Source organism: Bradyrhizobium sp. BR2003, from assembly GCF_009720285.1.
GTDB classification, from domain to species: domain Bacteria; phylum Pseudomonadota; class Alphaproteobacteria; order Rhizobiales; family Xanthobacteraceae; genus Bradyrhizobium; species Bradyrhizobium elkanii.
On the sequence record NZ_SMYJ01000044.1, the window covers coordinates 1 to 20,056 of the forward strand.

General features: G+C 58.0%; 13 protein-coding genes and 2 pseudogenes. 12 read left to right on the forward strand and 3 right to left on the reverse strand.

Translation table 11 applies throughout. From position 1 onward, the window contains the following. Nucleotides 1-79 precede the first annotated feature (79 nt). From E2I15_RS34240 to E2I15_RS34295, 12 genes and pseudogenes are all read left to right on the forward strand, one after another. Nucleotides 80-775: an amino acid ABC transporter permease gene (locus tag E2I15_RS34240; protein ID WP_137479457.1), complete on the forward strand. Its 696-nt coding sequence runs from the start codon at nucleotides 80-82 to the stop codon at nucleotides 773-775. Nucleotides 776-866: 91 nt separating this feature from the next. Next, nucleotides 867-1,633: pseudogene (locus E2I15_RS34245) on the forward strand (amino acid ABC transporter ATP-binding protein). Between the two features lie 193 nt (nucleotides 1,634-1,826). Then, nucleotides 1,827-2,603 (forward strand): annotated as a pseudogene (locus E2I15_RS34250) (amino acid ABC transporter substrate-binding protein); the annotation flags it as partial. A 120-nt stretch (nucleotides 2,604-2,723) separates the two neighbouring features. Continuing rightward, a complete protein-coding gene (locus tag E2I15_RS34255) occupies nucleotides 2,724-4,097 on the forward strand; it encodes an amidohydrolase family protein (protein ID WP_137479456.1) in 1,374 nt (457 codons plus the stop codon). A gap of 1,480 nt (nucleotides 4,098-5,577) precedes the next feature. Continuing rightward, a complete protein-coding gene (locus E2I15_RS34260) occupies nucleotides 5,578-6,126 on the forward strand; it encodes a GNAT family N-acetyltransferase (RefSeq protein WP_137479455.1) in 549 nt (182 codons plus the stop codon). A gap of 1,458 nt (nucleotides 6,127-7,584) precedes the next feature. Then, on the forward strand, nucleotides 7,585-8,925 hold the full coding sequence (locus E2I15_RS34265; protein ID WP_137479454.1) for an NtaA/DmoA family FMN-dependent monooxygenase: 1,341 nt from the start codon (nucleotides 7,585-7,587) through the stop codon (nucleotides 8,923-8,925). A gap of 35 nt (nucleotides 8,926-8,960) precedes the next feature. Continuing rightward, complete coding sequence (locus E2I15_RS34270; protein WP_246668126.1) at nucleotides 8,961-10,643, forward strand: ABC transporter substrate-binding protein; 1,683 nt, start codon at nucleotides 8,961-8,963, stop codon at nucleotides 10,641-10,643. Further along, nucleotides 10,615-11,604 carry an ABC transporter permease gene (locus E2I15_RS34275; RefSeq protein WP_246668125.1) on the forward strand — a complete coding sequence of 330 codons (990 nt, stop codon included), beginning with the start codon at nucleotides 10,615-10,617 and terminating at the stop codon, nucleotides 11,602-11,604. Before E2I15_RS34270 ends, E2I15_RS34275 begins: the two co-directional genes overlap by 29 nt. Next, nucleotides 11,601-12,464: an ABC transporter permease gene (locus E2I15_RS34280; RefSeq protein WP_137479452.1), complete on the forward strand. Its 864-nt coding sequence runs from the start codon at nucleotides 11,601-11,603 to the stop codon at nucleotides 12,462-12,464. Before E2I15_RS34275 ends, E2I15_RS34280 begins: the two co-directional genes overlap by 4 nt. Further along, the gene (locus E2I15_RS34285) at nucleotides 12,465-14,177 is read left to right on the forward strand and encodes a dipeptide ABC transporter ATP-binding protein (RefSeq protein WP_137479451.1); all 1,713 of its coding nucleotides are present in this window, start codon (nucleotides 12,465-12,467) and stop codon (nucleotides 14,175-14,177) included. A gap of 852 nt (nucleotides 14,178-15,029) precedes the next feature. Next, the gene (locus tag E2I15_RS34290) at nucleotides 15,030-16,511 is read left to right on the forward strand and encodes a pentapeptide repeat-containing protein (protein ID WP_137479450.1); all 1,482 of its coding nucleotides are present in this window, start codon (nucleotides 15,030-15,032) and stop codon (nucleotides 16,509-16,511) included. A gap of 211 nt (nucleotides 16,512-16,722) precedes the next feature. Then, the gene (locus tag E2I15_RS34295) at nucleotides 16,723-17,604 is read left to right on the forward strand and encodes a pantoate--beta-alanine ligase (protein ID WP_137479449.1); all 882 of its coding nucleotides are present in this window, start codon (nucleotides 16,723-16,725) and stop codon (nucleotides 17,602-17,604) included. A gap of 107 nt (nucleotides 17,605-17,711) precedes the next feature. On the opposite strand, the gene E2I15_RS39415 is transcribed toward E2I15_RS34295, so the two are convergent. The 3 genes from E2I15_RS39415 to E2I15_RS34310 all read right to left on the reverse strand — a co-directional run. Next, the gene (locus E2I15_RS39415) at nucleotides 17,712-18,128 is read right to left on the reverse strand and encodes an O-antigen ligase family protein (RefSeq protein WP_246668124.1); all 417 of its coding nucleotides are present in this window, start codon (nucleotides 18,126-18,128) and stop codon (nucleotides 17,712-17,714) included. Nucleotides 18,129-18,646: 518 nt separating this feature from the next. Beyond that, nucleotides 18,647-19,066 carry a phasin family protein gene (locus E2I15_RS34305; RefSeq protein ID WP_246668123.1) on the reverse strand — a complete coding sequence of 140 codons (420 nt, stop codon included), beginning with the start codon at nucleotides 19,064-19,066 and terminating at the stop codon, nucleotides 18,647-18,649. A 410-nt stretch (nucleotides 19,067-19,476) separates the two neighbouring features. Next, the coding region (locus E2I15_RS34310; protein WP_283810562.1) for a TCP-1/cpn60 chaperonin family protein at nucleotides 19,477-20,056 on the reverse strand (580 nt) is incomplete at its 5' end.

The following is a 20,056-nucleotide window of genomic DNA, read 5'->3' on the forward strand; positions in this document are numbered from 1 at the left end:
CCGGCGGAGAAGCCGTCGAGTCGGATTTTGACGATGTGAAACTCGAAAGCCCCCTGCCTGGGAGTATGGAGGTCGTGAAATGAACGGCCTCGATTTTTCGATTGTCGTGCAGGCATGGCCCTATCTATGGTCAGGGTTGCTATTCTCGCTTTCCTTGACGGCAGCCGCGTTCCTGATTGGGATGTTTCTTGGAACGCTCTTCGCCCTCGTGCAGCACTTTGAGTTCCGCATTCTGAGCCAGTTCGTGCGTAGCTATGTCGCCCTGATGCGATCGATTCCGCTCATTCTCGTCTTATTCTGGTTTTTCTTCCTGGTGCCCATCGTTCTGGGCCACCTGTCAGGCAATGGTCGTCCCATTCCGGTCGGCGCCACTTACACGGCGTTTATCACGTTCGGCATGTTCGAGGCCGCCTACTATTCGGAAATCATCCGCGTCGGGTTGCGCGCAGTGAACAAAGGGCAATTTGAGGCTTGCCAGGCTCTCGCGCTGTCGGCATTCGATACGTATCGTCATGTCGTCCTTCCGCAGGTATTCCGGGTCGCCAGTCCGATCATACTCAGTCAGACGATTATTCTGTTTCAGGATACGTCACTCGTCTATGTCCTATCGCTTACAGATCTCCTCGGTGCGGCTTCCAAGCTCGCACAGCTTAACGGTCGGCTCGTCGAGATGTATCTCGCGGTGGCCGTTGTCTATCTCATCATAAGCTCGGTCGCGTCTCAATTCGTCGCCTCGCTGCGCAAGAGGTGCGCGGTCGCGGGCGCGCACCGATAGTCAATGCGATGGCCCGTCGATACTTAGGCTCTACAACCTGGAGACCAGCATGCGACAACAGCGACCAGTTAGCCCAGACGACGAGCCTCCGATGGTCATCGTAGAGCACCTCGTCAAGCGGTTCGGCAGCTTCAACGCGCTGAGCGACGTCAGCCTCACCGTCGCCAAAGGAGAGAAAATCGTGCTCTGTGGGCCGTCAGGTTCGGGGAAGTCGACCCTGATCCGCTGCATCAACCATATCGAAAAGCACGATTCCGGCCGGATCGTCATCGATGGAGTTGAACTGACAGATCGGATTCGAGACATCAACAGCGTTCGCTGTGAAGTCGGAATGGTCTTTCAGAGCTTCAACCTGTTTCCGCATCTGTCGGTGGTCGAAAATTGTATGCTGGCTCCAATGAAAGTCAGGGGTTTTTCTCAGTCTGAGGCGCATGACCGGGCGATGGTGCTGCTCAGGAAGGTCCGCATTCACGATCAGGCCAAGAAATATCCCGCGCAATTGTCGGGCGGTCAGCAGCAGCGTGTGGCCATAGCTCGCGCCCTGTGCATGCAACCCAAGATTATGCTTTTTGACGAGCCGACGTCTGCCCTAGACCCGGAAATGGTCAAGGAGGTGCTCGAAACCATGGTTGAGCTCGCGCGAGACGGGATGACGATGGTCTGTGTCACGCACGAAATGGGTTTTGCGCGCGAAGTTGCGGATCGTGTGGTCTTCATGGATCGCGGCACAATCGTGGAAGAGGGGGATCCCGGAACTTTCTTCTGCGCACAATCGTGGAAGAGGGGGATCCCGGAACTTTCTTCTGCGCACCCAACACGGAGCGGGCCAAGATCTTCCTCAACCAGATTATTCACTGAGGTCGTGCCCTGCGCGATCCTCTTCGGCTCAACCAATAAGACGCAAAGACGCGTCTCGCTCGAACAGAGGGGTTACATGTCTAGAATGCACGCATTGCCTTCCGCGATTGCGATCGCGGTATTCTCGATCTCCGCGGCTCTCGCGGGGCCAACGCTCGACAACATCAGGTCAAAAAAAGCAATCACCATCGGTTATCGCGAAACTTCGATTCCCTTTTCCTATCTCGGTGCCGACCAGAAGCCCGTCGGGTTTTCCCTGGACCTGTGCGCGCACGTCGTCGATCGTCTGAAAGCCGATCTCGGCGCCCCAGATCTTCAGGTCAAGCTCACGCCGGTCAACTCGTCCAACCGTATCCCGCTGATCCAGAACGGCACGATCGATCTCGAGTGCGGCGGTACTGCCAGCAGCAAGCAGCGTCTGGAACAGGTCTCGTTCAGCGTTTCGACCTTCGCCAGCCAAACGGCTTGGCTTACAAAGGTGTCGAGCGGGCTCAAGACACCGAAGGACCTGAAGGGAAAGACTATTGTCGTCACACAGGGCTCCGATGCTCTCGGCATTGCCAAAGGCATTTCGCAGGACGACGATCTCAACCTTACGATCGCGCAAGCCAAGGACCATGCGGAGTCATTGCTGTTGCTGAGCACCGGTCGTGCAGCTGCGTGGGTCGAAGCCGACATTCTCTTGGCCGGTATGAGGGCGGACTACTCCAAACCCGCTGATCTCACCTTCCTAAAAGCCAACTACGGTACAATCTACTATTACGGCCTGATGTTCTCGAAGGATGATCCCGAGTTCAAGAAGGTGGTCGACGACGTTCTCTCGAAGCTGATGGCTTCCGGCGAATTCACCAGAATCTACGACAAATGGTTCATGGCGGCGATCCCGCCGAAGAACATCAATCTCGGCTTTCCGATGACGGACGCTCTCAGAGAGCGCGTTGCTCATCCCAGTGATGTCGTCAACAATTGATGTTGCTCGTCGCCGTCCTAAAGGTGCTGCTGGCGGAAGCCAGACATGCGGTATGTTCTAACGCTTGCTGCGACGACGCGTGGGAACGCAAGCGACTGTCTTACCTGAAAGGAGCCCAAAATGAGTAAAGTGGCGATCGGTTGGGAAGCAATGACGGACTACGATCGACAGATCGCACGATGGGTCGAGGAGACGCCGTTCGTGGATACCCATGAGCATCTGATCGAGGAAAGTCAGCGTCTTTCCGGAGCGATCCATTCACGAACATTGCCATGCAACGACTGGGCCTATCTGTTCAGGTCTTATGCTGCCGAGGACCTGGTGGTTGCCGGACTGCCGGCAGCTGACCTGAGAAGGTTTCTCGGACCTGATCTCACGAGCCAGGAAAAATATCGGTTGATTGCCCCTTATTGGGAGCGCATCCGCCATACTGGCTACGCACAGGCGCTGCGCCATACGTTTCGCGGTGTTTACGGTGAAGAGGACCTGACCGCGGAGAGCCTGCCCCGCATAGCTGAGAAATACCGTGAAACCGTTCAGCCGGGTTTTTACGCACGAATTCTGGGCCTGGCGAATATTAGGGGCTGCCACGTCAATTCGCTGCAGCGCATCTTTATGGAGACCGAGCAGCCAGGCTTGCTCGACCACGACATAAGCATCCTTCAATTGTGCCGGTGTAGCGCTGCTGACTTTGCGTGGGTGGAAGCCGAGACGGGCAGACGCCCGACGACGCTCGATGAATGGCTTGAGGTTATCGACTATTATTTCAGAACATACGGCGGCAAGGCGGTCGCTGTAAAATCGCAAATCGCCTATTCGCGTGCTCTGAATTTTGAGCCGGTCACTAAGGCGTATGCGGCCAAGCTATTTCCCCACCAGGCGGACAAAGTTGGCGCATTGCACGCCCTCGGTCCTGAGGACCTCAAAACGCTGCAAGACTATCTATTCCGCTATTGCGTCGGCAAGGCTGGCGAGTACGGCTTGCCGGTCAAACTGCACACCGGCGTTTTGGCTGGCTACGGCGTGATGCAACTCGCCCGTACCCGCAGCAATGCCGCAGACGTCTGCCGTCTGCTCCAGGATTTTCCCGAAACCAGATTCGTACTGATGCATATCGGCTACCCATACGAGCATGAGTTTATCGCGCTGGCCAAACATTATCCCAACGCTGCGATCGACATGTGCTGGGCATGGATTATCAATCCGGTGGCGGGCGTTCGCTTCTTGAAGGAGTTTTTGATGGCGGTTCCGTCCAACAAGATCTTCACCTTCGGCGGCGACTATGTCGCTGTCGAGCCAATTTATGGCCATGCGTGCGTGGCGCGCCGTGGAATAGCACGAGCTCTCTCGCAATTGGTCGCCGAAGGCTGGATCGCGCTTGAGGACACCCGTGACCTGATTGACCGGATCATGCGAGCCAACGCGCTTCATTTCTTTCAGAAAGCGGATCGGGGAGGATACGACGCAGCGGTGAACGGCGGACAATCTCTCTGAAAGGTTTTCAACGTCCATGACCATCAACGATGCGAAGGTGGTTGGCGCGCCCAGCGCATCGAGCATTAGGCAGCCAGTGTTCGCTTTCCGGTGATTGGCGTCGATGCACGGATAGTCAGGCGAGTAGAGAAAGTGGAGCGGACGCCCATCGATCATGAGCGGTGACCACCTGAAACGCTGCCCGCCGACTTCAAAGTGTCACGATTGCGGATGGTTAGTTGGTGGCGAGTCCGTCAACGGCGAACTCGTCTGGCGAATTCGGTGTAGCAGTGCTCGAAAGGAGTCGCAAGTGCGCGGCACGGGAAACGCGCCTCGGTGGTGAGGACGGCTGCTGGCGCCCGGTGATGCGGGGCACACCGAACGACAAAGCTATTAGAGCTGCACCTCGCCGCAGTCATCACGCGTTGCCTGCGGCTCGTGCTCATAGCATCCACGAATGTCAAGAGCCAGCTGTGTTCGGTATCGAGGAGCGGGAAGTCTTATCGGCCGCCAAGATTGTTCCACCCGCCGCGCCCCCAACGGCGGCGGATTGCGCGCGCCACGACCGAGCGGAATGACTCCCGAGCTCCCAGGCAATCGTAAACACGGTGGCGTGCGCCGGCTAGGTTGAGGCGCGCAGCGTCAGTCATCCTTTGAGCACGCGTTCGACTTATTGGGAGCAGCCCGCACCAGCAGCTTTACCGGGAAGCGGCGCTACTGAACCTCTCCGCAATGAGACAGCGCCTGTGGCAAGCTCATTGAGGCCGGAGGTGTCGAATGGAACGTCCACGTCGGTCATTTTAGCGCCAAGCGGTCGAGCCGGGGTTGTCGAGCAGTCGCTCGATGACATCGGTTGGCAAGAGACTCGGTCTGTATGACTCGGTGCTGCGGCGCGGGGCGAAATGTCCGGCGGGAGCCGGCAACGGCGACATGGCGCCCCGACCAGCAGGGCGGCACCGGCCAAGCGCCGAGTATGTCATTGGCGGCCGAGCAGCATAACCTGCAGCTGGACTCCAGCACCAGGCTCGCGCTCGAGCTCCCGGGCAGACGTCGGCGCGACTGTCGGCTCCATCCGCCAGTTCGACGACAACTGCGGGCCGCAGGCCGACATCATCTATACCTCTTACAGCTTGACGGCTCCGATTGGAGCACGCACCGGCAACATTCTTCTCAGCAGCGGGCCGCGCTCATCATTGGCCTGGCTGCAGCTAGGACATTGCCGGGCGCTGCCGATCAACGATGACGAGGTCACGGCCGATTTCGGATCACAGATCGTACTTGATCAATTGCCGCCACTTACCTCCGTACCGCGCCTCAAACTTGTAGTCTTTCGGGGCGAGTCAACGACCCCCGCCGTAACGCGAGCGGCAAACGATATCTGGGCCGGATCACGATTCGGGAGTCGAGCGGCGTGTTGCCCTGCGACGATGGCAGCGATATTTTCGCTGCGCGCATGGTAGCGACCGAATCGATTGGACGAATGAGAGGGAATGAGGTCAACGTGAGCAAGCCGCATTGGCGTCTGGCCAGGACGACCGACATTACTGCGATCATCGCCATCGCAGAGCGCATCCATCCCGATCTTTTTGAGCGGCCTGAAGTGTTTGTGGAGAAGATGCGGCTTTGTCCCGACGGCTGCCGCGTGCTCATCGGGGACGAAGGGATAGTCGGCTACGGCCTTGCCCACCCCTGGAAGCAGTATCAGATCCCGCCGCTCGATTGCTTCCTGGCAAGCTTGCCCGACGATGCGGACTGCCTCTACGTGCACGACGTGGCCGTGTTGCCCTTCGCCCGCGGTGGTGTAGCGGCTGCCTATATCCGGACGCTCGAGCAACTGGCACGCTCGTCGGGGGCAGTTCTAGCGTTGGTCTCGGTCTATGCCACGCAGACGCTATGGGAGCAGTTCGGCTTTCAGTCCGTCACGACGGATACGGAATTGCGCGCTAAGTTAGCGTGCTACGGCGAATCTGCGACCTATATGCTCTGGGATCTCGCTGCAGCGCAGTCTCCTCGCCCTCCCGCGCCAAATGACGACATCAGAATCAGCTGATCAGGCACAGACCTAACCGTGCTCGCGAGCAATCGCTTCGCGGACGGATTGTGTCGCGGACAGCGTCGCTTGTCCGCCAAGTAAACGATTTGCATGTGCCCTTCGTCCCACCATGCAGGCGGGGATGCTGCGATGCGTACGGGTGGACGCCCGGCCAGGAGCCAATGCGAAAAGGGAGAGGTACCGCTCGTTGTCTGATGTCGATGTCCAATCGTGAATTGCGCCCAGTGCGGCGTGTGCGCATCAAGTTCGATATGCAGGTCAACCGCCACCCCTGATCACAGGACGGCAGAGATTGAGCTCGCGCAGCCGGCAGAAGCATCCACGGCAATATCAACTCTGGCTTTCTGCACTGCGACTCAGCTCACGATTAATGCGATCCTTGGCCAGACGGACTGCACGAAGCAGCATCTCGTTCCGGCTTTGCCGCTGTTCGTCTTGCCGCCCATCTCAAAACTGCAGCGCCATTCGCCTGCCGATGCTTCATGCTGAATTGCACGCCTCAGTGTTGCATAATTTCTTTCGACTTCACCATCGGCGTGTGCGCCGGTTCAGCACCGCGTCGACCGAGTGCAGATTGAGGCTGATTCCTGCGGCAGCTGGTCCAGCCGTCAAGGAATGCGGCCTTGGGGCGCGCGTGACCCAGTAGCAATCTCAGCTGCCAGGATTGTGTCACAGAGGAATCGAGAATTTGGAATATTTCATCGCATTATTGAATGATTGGCTCAGCTTCACCTCGTTGGGTGGCGTTAACTTTGAAACGCGGCAGAAAGCGGTTGATCAAAACTGTCGCGCCAAATGTCTCATGTGTCGTCGAACGCATCGAGTCATGTCGCTTAGCTACGAGCCTTCGTTGCCGCTTGATGTCGTTGTAATCATGCATTGACGTTTTCGGTGAACCTGACCAAAGACCAGTTCTGGTTTAGCGATGGGAAGATGGACATCGAAATAGAAGAGGATGCCAACCGAGGATGTTAGATTGAAATACTCAACTATTGCGTTTGGCTGCCCTCGACCTCTAGAGATCGTCTAGCTTGAACTCGCTCTGTCGCCCCAAACGCTACAATCGCAAGTGAGCGCGTCGACAGCACCTTCCTGAGAAGGAAGCGAGTGTTTTGATGAATAGTGGAGAGCCGATGTGAGTGCACTCGTGTGGAATCGAATCGGGGATGCAAAAAAGCTGCACATAGTTCGGCGTCATTTGGCAACTATCGGGGTCGTAGGTCTTCTGCGGCGCGCCGGCTCCGGGGACATCGCAGTGCCTGGCCAGGGCCTCTTCGGTGATACCCACCTGGCATCAACCGGCGGCCTATTATCAGCGCTCTCAAATAGGGTGCTCGGGGGCGTTCAGGGCGGGTCTGTGCGAAAGAGCAGGGTGACCGCCGAAATCGCAGGCGGAGGTCGGCTTGTCTGCAAGGCTCGGCGAGCGGCTCAGAGGCCGTCGCATTCGGAGGTATGATGTCTTCGGTCAACGCCATGCTTCATCTGGGCTTGAATCTTCATGGGGCTGGTGGGCACTCTGCCGCGTGGCGTTGGCCGGGCACAGATCCAAGCGCTTCTTTCGATATTGAGCACTACGTTCGGGCTGCGAAGCGTGCGGAGCAAGGTCTGCTGGATGCCGTATTCCTCGCCGATACGCCCGCGATAGGTTCCGACATTACGCACCAGCCGCCCCTGAATGGCCTCGAGCCTACGCTGGTTCTCTCTGTGATTGCCCGCGAAACAAAGCGGATTGGGCTGATCGCGACCGCGTCGACAACCTACAATGAGCCATACAATCTCGCCCGGCGTTTCCAATCTCTCGATGTCATCAGCGGCGGCCGCGTCGCCTGGAATGCCGTCACGACCTCGAGCCCGGCGACGGTTGCGAACTTTGGCGGTCATGAGATCGCACGAGCGGATCGGTACAGACGCGCCGAGGACTTCGTTGAAACCGTCCGCGCTCTCTGGCTGAGCTGGAGCGACAAGACGATCATCGCCGATCAGGCTGCGGGAATTTACGCAGATCAGAGTCAATTCCGGCTGCTCGACCCGGCTACGAATAGCTTTGGTATCCGAGGCCCACTTACGCATCCCGCTTCGTCGCAAGGTCATCCAGTCATCGTTCAGGCAGGCGGTTCCGAGCCCGGATTGCGGCTTGGTGCCCGCAGTGCAGATGTCGTGTTTGCGGCAGCTGGGGACTTGGCAACGGCGCTGCAGGAGGCCGCGCGCCTGCGCGCGCTCTCTCGGCAATTCGGACGCTCCGCGGCTCCGCTCATCCTGCCAGGCCTGGTCACCTGCATCGGGGGAACCGAGGAAGAGGCGGCTCGTCGCAAAGAGCAGCTGGACGAGTTGCTCGATCTAGAGCGCGCCGTGGCCGCTCTTGCACGAAGCATGGGCGTGTCAGTCGAGAAGCTCAGCCTCGAAAGGACCGTCCCGCAGGAGATTTTGCCCGATGCAGATAAGGTTCCGTTTTCTGTCGGCCACCACCGCACGATTGAAGTCCTCGCGCGTCAAGGCCGGACGGTTCGCGAGATCATCAGTAGCGTTCAAGCGTTTGGGCATCGCCTGATCGTGGGCGCACCCGAGCAGATCGCGGAGTCGATTGAGGCATGGTTCCGCGCTGGCGCGGTCGATGGTTTCAATATCATTCCGGACGTGCTGACGGATGGCACTCCGGCCTTTGTCGACAATGTGGTGCCCATCCTGCAGAAGCGCGGACTGTTTCGCAAAGAATATCGGGGGCAGACACTGCGGGAGCACTTCGGGATTTCGATTCCTTTCGAGCCAGCAAAAGCCACAGCTGGCTCACCGCTGTGACGTTTCCTCAACACCAAATGCTTCGGAGCCTGGATATGCTTTTACCGACTGTGCGCCCCACGAGGCACTTCAATGGCCAGTCGAAACATCTAGCAAGAAAGCTGGCGGCGGCCCTTGCTGTGCTCTCAGGCCTGTCTCAATGGGCACCCGGCGTTCATGCTCAAGAAGGGGAAGCCGTGAAGCGGGGAGGCGTTATCCGTTATGGGCATTTTCAAGAGCCTGCCTGCCTGTTCGGCGGGTGGGTGCAGCAATGGTACCTGCAACGCCAGTACAGCGACAATCTGGTTGCTCGCAGCGACGACGGCAAGATTGCGCCATGGTTGGCCGAGTCCTGGACCATCTCCGACGACAAAAAGGTGTACACATTCGAGATAAAGCCGAATGTGAAGTTCACGGACGGGACTGCCCTCGATGCGCAGGCCATCGCTGACAATATCAACGGGTGGCTCAGCAATGACCCCGATCTTCGCAATCCCACTGCCGCTCCCTATCTTAGCGACAGCTTCGAATCGGCAAAGGCTATCGCTCCTCAGAGGCTGCAGGTAACCTTGAAGACGCCGTTCCAGCCCTTGCTCAATGTGTTCGCCCAATCCTCACAAGGCATTCTGTCGCCATCCGCGCTCAAACGTGGACTTGCGGTGAATTGCGAGAACCCGATCGGCTCGGGTCCTTTCATCGTCGACAAGTGGCGCCATGGGCGGGAAGTCACCTTTCGCCGCAATCCTGACTACAATTGGGCGCCGGCCACCGCGAGACACCAGGGCCCGGCTTACGTTGACGGAATAAGCTGGAAGTTTCTGCCAGATCAGACTGTCCGATACGGCTCGCTGATCACGGGCGAGACCGATGTCATATACGATATCCCGGCCATTGCATGGAAAGACGCTAATTCCCGCTTTGGAGTATTGCGGCATATTACCGGCGGCACTCCTCTACGCCTTGCGTTGTATACGGCCAAGCCTCCTTTTGACGACGTGCTCGTCCGCAAGGCTTTCGCTTATTCTACTGATCGAGAGGCCGCGGTTGACACATCCTTTCTTGGCTCTTTGCCATTTGAAGGCAACGGCGCGCTAAGTCAAAGCTCGCCGGAATACCTGCACGAGCTCGGGCGGGCGTATGCGTACGATATTCGGAAAGCCAATCAGCTGCTTGATCGGGCGGGCTGGACTGAGCGTGACCGTAACGGCATCCGTGTCAAGAACGGCAATTCACTGACGGTGCGCATTTCCTATTCGAACGCTTTTCTGAAGCCCGATGGCGAGCAAGCCTTGCAAGTAATCCAGCAGCAGGCAAGGGCGGCCGGTTTTGACGTACGTCTTCAACCCACTAATCCCGCTGATTTCTTCGCCGGAAGAAACCTCGGCCCCGACGATTATGAAGTCGTGCTGCTCTATTGGGTCGCACCCGGCGCCGAGATCTTCCGGATTTCATGGAAGCCAGACCAGAATGGTGAACCCAATCGATTCAATCCATCGCGCTTCCAGGATTCGGCGCTTTGGGACGTGATCCAGAGGGCGGAGCAGGATTTCAGCAGCGCTGAGCGTACCGGTCTTTATCAGCAGGCGGAACGGAAGATCGTGGATGAGGCTGCTGTGATTGGCTTCACGGTGCTGGACGTGACTTTGGCCACCAGCCCTAATCTGAAAGACGTATGGCTGGACCACGGGTCGGTGGGTGAGCCCGTCTTCTATGACGCTCATTTTGATGAAAGGAAATGAGTCCGTGAAGCTCGCGGCTCACAATCCGCTTGTTTGGTTCGCGCGCCGCATACTCTCCGGCGTGGCTGTCGTGTGGGCTGCAGCAACGTTTGCGTTCCTAATGCAGTGTTTGTTGCCAGGCGATCGCGCGCAGATCATCATCAATGTACGGAGTGGTAACGTCGGGCCGGCGCCTCCGGCAGAGCTCGCAGCTGTCAATGCGCAATATGGCTTTGATCAACCGCTCGTCGTTCAATACGCGAAGTACATATGGCGAATCCTGCACGGAGACCTTGGTGAATCATACCAGCAGCATCGACCCGTCGCAGGGATCATCGCAGAGCAGATTGGTCCGACTATTGTTCTGGCGATCGCCGCGCTGCTGACGGCATGGGCTATTGCCATCTTGGCCACGCTGTTGATCGCCGGCAGAGATAACATATGGTCGAAGCTGCTCAGCGGCGCGCAAATCTTCCTGGCAACCGTGCCGCCTTACTGGCTAGCTACAATTCTGCTCGTCGTCTTTGCGGTGAACTTGCGGATCTTTCCCGTTGTCGGGGAAAGTTCGGCGATGGGCCTCGTTCTCCCAACCCTTGCGCTGGCTCTCGAACTGTCGGGCTTTTTCGGACAAGTCATTCTGAACGAGTTCACGCGCGTGCTCGAGCAGCCCTTCGTTACGTCCGCGCGAGCTCGCGGTATGAGTGATTTCGGGGTCAGACTTCACCATGTCCTGCGTCATGCCGCATTGCCCGGCATCACGTTGTCAGGTTGGGCTCTCGGAAAGCTTCTTTCGGGGGCGATCTTGATAGAGGTCGTTTTCGCCCGCCAAGGCCTGGGTGGAGTTCTCGTCGCCGCGACATCCTCGCGGGACGTTCCGATCGTGTCGGGAGCTGTTTTGATCTCTGCGGGCCTATTCGTCCTTCTTAGCGTAGTTGTCGATCTGGCTTACCGGATGCTCGATCCGAGGATGAAGCTGACATGAGCAGATTCGCGGAAGTCACGGTATCTCAGCCGCTCAGAGAAGTCTTGGAATTAATCTGCCATGTTCCCTTCCGGGTTGCTGCCTCGCTTGCCATCATTGGCTTCTTTGTCCTCGCGGCCATCGCGCCAGAGATGCTGCAGACCCACGACCCGCTCGCTATCGATTTGAGCTCGTCATTGCAGTCGCCTTCGATCGGCCATTGGTTGGGTACAGATCAATTGGGCCGGGATCTCTACTCCCGTGTGCTGGAGGGGGCCGGCCAATCGCTTGCCATCGGATTTGGTGCGACCGTGCTAAGCATATCCGTTGCACTCATTCTCGGCGTCACCGCCGCACTTTCCGGTGGCGCGCTCGACAGCATTCTCACCCGGATTTTCGACGTGCTCTTCGCAATTCCCACGCTCTTGCTCGCCCTGGTGTTCGTTACCGTCTTTGGGCCGTCGGTGCTGACTGAGGTCATAGCCGTCGGAATCGCCACGGCACCAGGCTATGCGCGCATGATCAGGGGCCAGGTGCTTTCTATCAAGGGGACCGGGTACGTGGAGGCAGCCAAGGCGCTCGGACATCCGTTTTCCCGTATCGTCTGGAGGCATATTCTTCCGAACACGATGAACCCGCTGACAGCTACGATGACAATCGGCGTCGGTCAGGCGATTATCTGGGCGTCGGGGCTAGCCTTTCTAGGTCTTGGCGTTGCTCCCCCGGCCCCTGAATGGGGCGCGCTGCTCAGTGCCGGGCGCAACTATGTGATCTATTCCTGGTGGCTGGAGGTCATACCCGGACTGGCCGTGACGATTTTTGCCCTTAGCCTCACCATTGTCGGAGGCCACCTGCAGGACCGTCTGGAAGGAAAAACTTGAATGTTGCAGGCTCCTTCCAGACCTGCCTCGCAGCAGGCAGACCTCCTCACGGTCGATTCGCTGCGTGTCTCCTTCGGGCGCGACATCGCCACGAAAGCGGTCGTGCGCAATGTATCTTTCTCCTTACAACCGGGGCGGTGCCTTGCGATCGTCGGTGAGTCCGGCTCAGGAAAGAGCGTGACCGCGCGGGCTCTCATAGGTCTCGCCGGTCGCCTCGCCAGGGTCCATGCACGCCAACTGAGCTTCGATGGGACGGACCTGATCGGCCTTAACGATCGTGGCTGGCGGCGCATTCGCGGCAGCGGGATTGGCTTCGTACTACAGGATGCACTCGTCTCGTTGGACCCGCTTCGCCGGATCGGCAAAGAGATTGGCGAGGGCTTATGCCTGCATGGTGCCGTATCATCGCGCCAGGAGCTCGCACAGCGAGTGATTGCTCTCCTCAAGCTCGTCGGCATCCCTGAGCCCGAGATCAAGGCTCAGCGACTGCCGCATCAATTGTCCGGCGGCCAGCGCCAACGGGCTCTCATCGCTGCAGCACTTGCGCTCGACCCACGCGTCCTTATCGCCGATGAGCCGACCACCGCTCTAGACGTGACAGCGCAAGCTCAGGTGCTGGCACTGCTCGAGGAAACCAAAACCCGGGGTAAAGCTCTGATCCTGATCAGCCATGATCTGGCGGTGGTCTCCCGCGTGGCGGATGAGGTCCTCGTTATGCGTCAAGGCGAGGTCGTCGAACGCGGTAACGCCGGTCAGATATTCGGAGATCCACGACATTCCTATACTCGTCAGCTGCTGGATGCCGTGCCATCAGGCCGGCCGCGCGGCTCACGCCTCTCACCATCGACCGTTGGCGGACAAACGCACCCACCCATGCAATTGCTGCCGAGATCTCGTCCCATCGTGCTCGAAGCCACAAGCCTCGTGAAGCGATTCAGCGGCCCGGATGGCACTTTACGGGCGGCCGTTGACGGTGTCTCCTTCGAATTGCGATCCGGCGAGACATTGGGCATTGTAGGTGAGTCCGGGTCGGGAAAGTCCACGATGGCGCGCATGGTCCTGGCCCTCGAGGAACCCGACGAGGGGGCCGTTCAGTTTGAAGGGAAAGCTTGGACCAAGCTTACCGAACGCGAACGGCGGGCTCGCCGACCGTCGATATCGATCATTTACCAGGATCCTCTTGGCTCGTTTGATCCACGTTGGACGGTCGGCCGCATCTTATCCGATAGTCTTTCGAGCAACGTCGAGACGTCGCGCAAGCGTCAGGAGCGCGTCATCGAGCTGCTCGATCTAGTCGGATTATCCCGGAGCCTGCTCGACCGGCGACCGATCGAGCTCTCGGGCGGTCAGCGCCAGCGCGTCGCGATCGCCCGCGCGATTGCACCAAATCCTGCCGTGATCGTCTGCGATGAGCCGGTTTCGGCGCTAGACGTCTCGATCCAGGCCCAGGTCCTGGACTTGCTCGGCGATCTGAAGAGTCACCTCGGCATGAGTTATCTCTTCATCTCCCATGATCTCGGCGTTGTTCGTCATATCAGCGATCGCGTCATCGTGATGCGCCAGGGGAGAATTGTCGACTGTGGCGCTACTGAAGAGATATTTCTCAATCCACTATCTGAATATACCAGGAGCCTTATCGCCGCCATGCCCCGTCTTGTGCGCGATCCTGAGATAAGTCGTTCGTCAACAATTCTCGAAAGAGGCATCGCGTGAATGCTGCCGAATTCGACTTTCTGGATCATAAATAGCTGATCTTCGATCGCGGAGCATTACCATTTTGCGCGCCGGTTTGGTGACGATTGCGCGCTCGTTCATCGCTCCGCCGGCACAGCGTGTGGTTCGCGATAGGTCGGCCGGCGCGCGGAGCGGGCCAGTCGAGCTCGTACACCCCCTGTTCGCGAACTCGACGGTTGGAACGTGCCGAATTCCTTGGCTATTTGCCCGTTCTCGGCCATCGCCGTCTCGCGAGCGAGCTCAGAACTCGGTTTTTTACGATATCCTTGCGAACCTGGTGCGATCCCCGACAAGAGACGGCTTTTGTCGGGTTCAAAACACTTGGCGTCGATCCGACGATCTCGATTTCATCGCATTCATTCAGCCCTTTATTGCAGCTGATCGGCTGGCACGGTCATTGCTCAGGTAATGCCGAGTACGGCGCTAGATAAGCGATCACTTTCAGCCGCAAGCCGTGGCTTCATCTTGAGAAAGAAGCAAGAACGTGAACTTCGCGCATTCGGTTGAGGGATGCATTTACTGGGAGAGCCGTATCAAGCCAAATCGCATCTTTGGGCATATCGGCATAGTGGTTGAGCTTGCCTCGTCGACGTTGGCAGGCCCGGTGAATCATCGCAACAAGCAGTGGTGGAGGGGGCATGGTACATTCTGTCGACGCGTGCACCACCGCGGCTGCGAAGGCCCCCCGCGCAGTTGCTGCGTCATCGACCCATCGAGTCGTGGTTGGCAGACGGCGGTGGGACGATCGCTTAAGCTTACCCGCACTTGCCGAATGACAAGAGCTCACAACGAGAAGCCCACTCGCAATCCGGGCAATATGGAATCGTCGACATGTCGCAAACGATCGACGCTAACATCGAGTACAGCGCAAATGAAGGATCAGAGAATTGGGCCGGGCCGATAAAAAACGTTTCATCCGACGGAGAATTTGTTCGATACTGGAGTCGAGCTTCTGATCGGCCGCGCGCAGTGGCGGCCGTTGGGAGGCGAACTGAGGAGGCTATCAGAAAAACGGGGATTGGCCTGCAGCTATCCTCCGAGAACTTCAGCGGTCTCGACCTATCCGATTTCCCGTTGCGACGCTGCACCCTCAATCGCGCGCAACTCTACGGAGCAACGTTGGATCGGGCAGACCTTTCAGGGGCGAACCTTATCTGTCCTGGGCTAGAGAGAGCAAGCTTCCGTGGCGCCAAGCTCGATTGTGCGTATATGCATGCGATTGCAGCACAAGTCTGCAACTTCGACGATGCAAGTCTGCGCAATGTAGTTGATGCGACCGGCAGTCTGTTTCACGGTTGCAGCATGAAAAGAACGCGTTTTGATAACGCAATGCTCAGTGGACTTCTCGCCTATCAATGCGACGCGAGTTACGCCGTATTCGATGGGGCAGAATTGCAAGGCTCGACTATTAATGAGTGCTTCCTTTCTTCCGCTTCTTTTCGCTTTGCCAAATTGAGCCAGGTCACGATCACGAAGACGTATCTGGCGGCTTGCTCGTTCTTTCAGTCAAAGGGTGACTGTTTATCGATCGTGCGTCCCACCTCGGTCGACGGCCTTGTCCTGGAAGGCGCTCATCTTCCGTATCTGAGACTCTCAAAGGCGAGCGGCCGGATTACGGCGAGAGCACTGAGCGCCCCATTTGCTGATCTGCACCTTTCAAATCTTTCAAGGACGGAGCTTGAACAGGCAGAATTGACCGATGCACGGCTCCTGTCCGTAAACTTGTCCGACGCAAATCTCGTCGGTGCCGTGTTGAACGGCGCATCTATTCGTTCCTGCCAGCTCGATGGAGCGGACCTGTCCCGGGCATCAGGCGAAAGCATTTCGATAACAGAAAGCACCATGCGAGCCGCCAAGTTTACGGGCTTTCGTGGCCGCTGTGCGTTTATGCGCGACTGCGATCTTGAGAGTGCAGACCTATCTCAGGCTTACCTCTACAGGTCGATACTTACCGGTGATCCCCCGCAATCAATGGCATTGAATCGCGCAAATCTCGAAGGATCCAATCTAGTGCAGGCATATCTCGCGGCGGGAATGACCGGCAGTAACCTCGAGGCTACGCGCGTGGCATATATTCGTATGAATCAATCTTCCTTGCGCGACGCGAACTTGAGTGGAATATCCCCCTTCCAGGCAAGCTTCGTAAAGGTCGATTTTTCGGGCGCAACGATAACCACATTCGAGCCGCCGTTTTTTGCGGATAGATGCCCGGGATTACAGGCCGCTCTGAAGGATGGTCCGCCGCGCGAACCGGAAAGCTATCTGGCTGAGTTAGCGTCGTTGATGAGACGTGGCGGAGCTGGATCGACCTGATTGTTTCAGGGGCGCGAAACGACGACCAGGGAAATACAATGTCAGGCAGACTAGGCCGATTGAGACCGAGCCCCTTCGTGAGGTGAGACATGAAACTCTCGTCGGTGCTAGCTGGCCGTGCGCGCTCGATGCGGCGCTCAGGACAGGTGTTCCGTAATCTGAGCGATGGGACAAGGCCGTCCTTGTGTTCAGGAGAACTGGATCAAGACACATGCATCTAGATTCCCTTTCAGCTGGCAAGGCCTTCCTCCGGGAGGTCGCGAGAACAGGCCAAACGATTGGCACGGTGCACACTTTGGGCGCTCTGCACCGCGGTCATGCAGAACTCATCAGAAGGGCGGCAATTGAGAATGACGTTGCAATCGTCACGGTCTACCCGAACAAGAGCCAGTTTGAGCCCGGTGTTAACTACGAGTTCAATCTGGACGACGACATTGGGCTTGCGCTACGCGCGGGAGCGACCGCCGTGCTTTCGTCTAGCGATGCCGAAATGTTTCCAGCGGGCTATCGAACGTTTCTAACGCAAGACGACTATGATCTGCGTCTGGACGGGCCCGAGGAGCACTTGAAGGAAGCTGTTACCGGTGCAATCCGCTGGATCTGCTATGCACGCCCCACTCGGAGCTATTTCGGCTTGAAAGATATCGGTCAGGCGATCTTGGTAAAGCGTGCCGTCGCAGATTTGCTTCTTGATTGCGATATACGATTTGTGCCGACGGTGAGATATAGGAACGGAGTGCCGATTTCATCGCGGCTACGACGCTTTAGCCGCTCCGAGCTCGATGAGCTTTCGTGTCTCTTCATGGCACTGAACCATTTGAGGAAAGAGATCGCTAAAGGCGGGTCCTGCATCAAGGATCTAATAGCATCAGCCGCATCTCTGATCAAATTCCGACAGTTTAAACTCGATTTCGTTCGGATCGTAGACGCTGATAGCTTCGAAGATCTGGAGCAGGTCAAGCTCCCTTTCATAATCATCGGTGCGGCAATGGCTCATGGCCTCAGGGTCTTTGATAGCATCTACGTTCCCGATCAGGATACGCTCCTGGAAGGTCCCGCGGATATTTGGATTGATTTGCCTGAGGAGCCGTAGCCGAACCATCCTGCGTGGAAGCAGCATGCGTCGCCAAAATGCCATTAGCCCCACTACAAAAATAAACATAAGTTCAGAACGCACAAACAATTACTCCTTCCGGTCAATCAACCGGCCCTAGCGAAGAGTATTATATTCTGGACTACGACAAGTAGTCCGAGCCAACTCGCGAATCCGCCCCCGCGAAATAGCCAGAGATGGGAGATCCACATCGCATAAAGCGCAACGATCCCGATGATCCCCCATTGAACCGCAACGTTGAGGGTTTGATTGTGCGGGTTCTTGGTCACTTGGGCAGCCAACCCGATCTTACCGACGGCATCGCGCTCAAATAATGCCTGCGCGGAGCCAATTCCATTGCCGAAGATCGGGGCTTCGGCGAAGAACTTCAGCGACTTCTCCCAATATTCCAGCCGCTGCCCTGTCGACCGGACAATATTCTCTTTCGAGGACTGATATTCGGTCCAGATATCCGCGATGCGAGCGCGCAGGTAGCCGGACGTGGACCAGGACAGCGACGGCAACCACAATACCCGCGCCAAACAGCAACACCGACTGGCGGCGGCTAAGATACCTTGATGCGAAGACGATGAGCAGCACCGGAAGATAGACGAGGGCTGCGCGCGCCGACACGACGAACGCCATGTTCGCGAAGAAGGCTAGTATCAGGGCGGTGTATGCCGCTGCAGCGTACTAGCTGCCCTGCCGATAGAATGAGAGAGTCCAGGGCGCGAGCGCGACCATGCACAACGCGAACTCCTGACTTTGATCGATATAGTTCTTAACCGTTCTGTCGCAGCAGGTCTCCTGGCTCGTTGGGTCTTTCGGCTTTTTTGGCGCTGTCGCACCGGACGGACTCAAAGAAAACGGCCCCGGCGGGGCGGGCCAGGGCCGTCAACTTGGAAGGTGCGTCAGCCAAGTGGGGTCAAGGAAGACGCGAAAACAGTTGTAGCGATCAACCGACCTCATATTCAACTATATCAAGGTTTAGAGCCGGCGCGGAGCCGTAAGCCTCCTGTGCCAGCCGGCCTGCCGTCCTTCCTCAGGCGGCGTGATGGAGAGCCCTGTCGAAGTGCTTCTTGACTTGCCCGCGCATGTCTGTCGCAAGCCTCTGGCTGAGCTCCCACAATGCCTTGTTCTGGTCGAGGGCCTTGCGGGCTTGCTCGGTGGACAAGGTCAAGACCTCGGACGCCGACCCGCTGCCAAGCAGATGGGCGAACAAATCGAACGCGAAGGCGGTATTGCCGTGAGAGATTTCGAGCACCTTGAGCCCGTAGTCGGTCGCGATGCCCGCGTTGCGCGAGTACGTTTCGCTCAACGCCTCAGTCATCTGTTCAGAGGCTGTGCGCGCGCGGGCAAAGCTCTCCGCAGCTAGATCGCCGACCACTCCGGGCAATGCGATCTTCGGGAAGCCCAACAACGGTATTCCGAAGATGTTCGTGCCGTTCACCGTGACTTTCATTTCACTTTCACTCAAGGCGCAGTCCCCTTCTCGCGCGAAAGCATTCCTCGCAACGCTTGCATGCGTCACGACAGCGCTGACGCTCCGTGTTCGATTCTGAGTTTTGGGTGAGCTTCGATCCCGCCCCGACACTACTCTGCGGGACGAAGGCGCGACTGTCGGTTCGGTTTGCGACTCTCGCGGAGAATTTTTTGAAATTGTCAACTCAAGCCAACGTAAACTTGCGGAGGGTGTTGTGCATAATGTGCGTGCTGTGAGCGGCGGAGGGCTCCTGTATCGGCGCGAGGTTGTGCGAAGCATCACCGGCATTGGCTGCGCTACGCGGAGGACCCAAGCAGTTTGCGCGCAAACAAAAACCCCGGCATCGCCGCCGGGGGTTTTGCATTCCTTGGATCGCTTGAAGGCGGACTTTAGAAGTCCATCCCGCCCATGGCGCCACCCGGAGGCATCGCGGGGCCGCCGGCGTTCTTCTTCGGCAGCTCGGCAACCATCGCTTCCGTGGTGATCAAGAGCGCGGCCACGGAGGCGGCGTTCTGGATCGCGGTGCGCACGACCTTGGTCGGGTCGATGATGCCCTTGCTGACGAGATTAACGTACTCGCCGGTCTGACTGTCGAAGCCGAACGCGTACTGATCCTTCTCCAGGATCTTGCCGACGATGACCGAACCATCCTCGCCCGCGTTGATCGCGATCTGGCGAGCGGGAGCCGACAGCGCCTTGCGCACGATCTCGACGCCGGTCTTCTGGTCGTCGTTCTTGGTGCGGATGCCCTTGAGATGCTCGGAGGCCCGGAGCAGGGCGACGCCACCGCCCGGGAGAATGCCTTCCTCGACAGCCGCGCGGGTCGCATGCATCGCGTCATCAACGCGATCCTTGCGCTCCTTCACCTCGACCTCGGTCGCGCCGCCGACGCGGATCACCGCGACGCCGCCTGCGAGCTTGGCGAGACGCTCCTGCAGCTTCTCACGGTCGTAGTCCGAGGTGGTCTCC

Bases quoted from the DNA above. Each gene is read 5' to 3' on its own strand.
- E2I15_RS34255 (WP_137479456.1), top strand. From the start codon at position 2,724: ATGAGTAAAGTGGCGATCGGTTGGGAAGCAATGACGGACTACGATCGA.
- E2I15_RS34275 (WP_246668125.1), top strand. From the start codon at position 10,615: ATGACGCTCATTTTGATGAAAGGAAATGAGTCCGTGAAGCTCGCGGCT.
- E2I15_RS34240 (WP_137479457.1), top strand. From the start codon at position 80: ATGAACGGCCTCGATTTTTCGATTGTCGTGCAGGCATGGCCCTATCTA.
- E2I15_RS34295 (WP_137479449.1), top strand. From the start codon at position 16,723: ATGCATCTAGATTCCCTTTCAGCTGGCAAGGCCTTCCTCCGGGAGGTC.
- E2I15_RS34270 (WP_246668126.1), top strand. From the start codon at position 8,961: ATGCTTTTACCGACTGTGCGCCCCACGAGGCACTTCAATGGCCAGTCG.
- E2I15_RS34290 (WP_137479450.1), top strand. From the start codon at position 15,030: ATGTCGCAAACGATCGACGCTAACATCGAGTACAGCGCAAATGAAGGA.
- E2I15_RS34285 (WP_137479451.1), top strand. From the start codon at position 12,465: ATGTTGCAGGCTCCTTCCAGACCTGCCTCGCAGCAGGCAGACCTCCTC.
- E2I15_RS34280 (WP_137479452.1), top strand. From the start codon at position 11,601: ATGAGCAGATTCGCGGAAGTCACGGTATCTCAGCCGCTCAGAGAAGTC.
- E2I15_RS34305 (WP_246668123.1), bottom strand. From the start codon at position 19,066: ATGAAAGTCACGGTGAACGGCACGAACATCTTCGGAATACCGTTGTTG.
- E2I15_RS34265 (WP_137479454.1), top strand. From the start codon at position 7,585: ATGTCTTCGGTCAACGCCATGCTTCATCTGGGCTTGAATCTTCATGGG.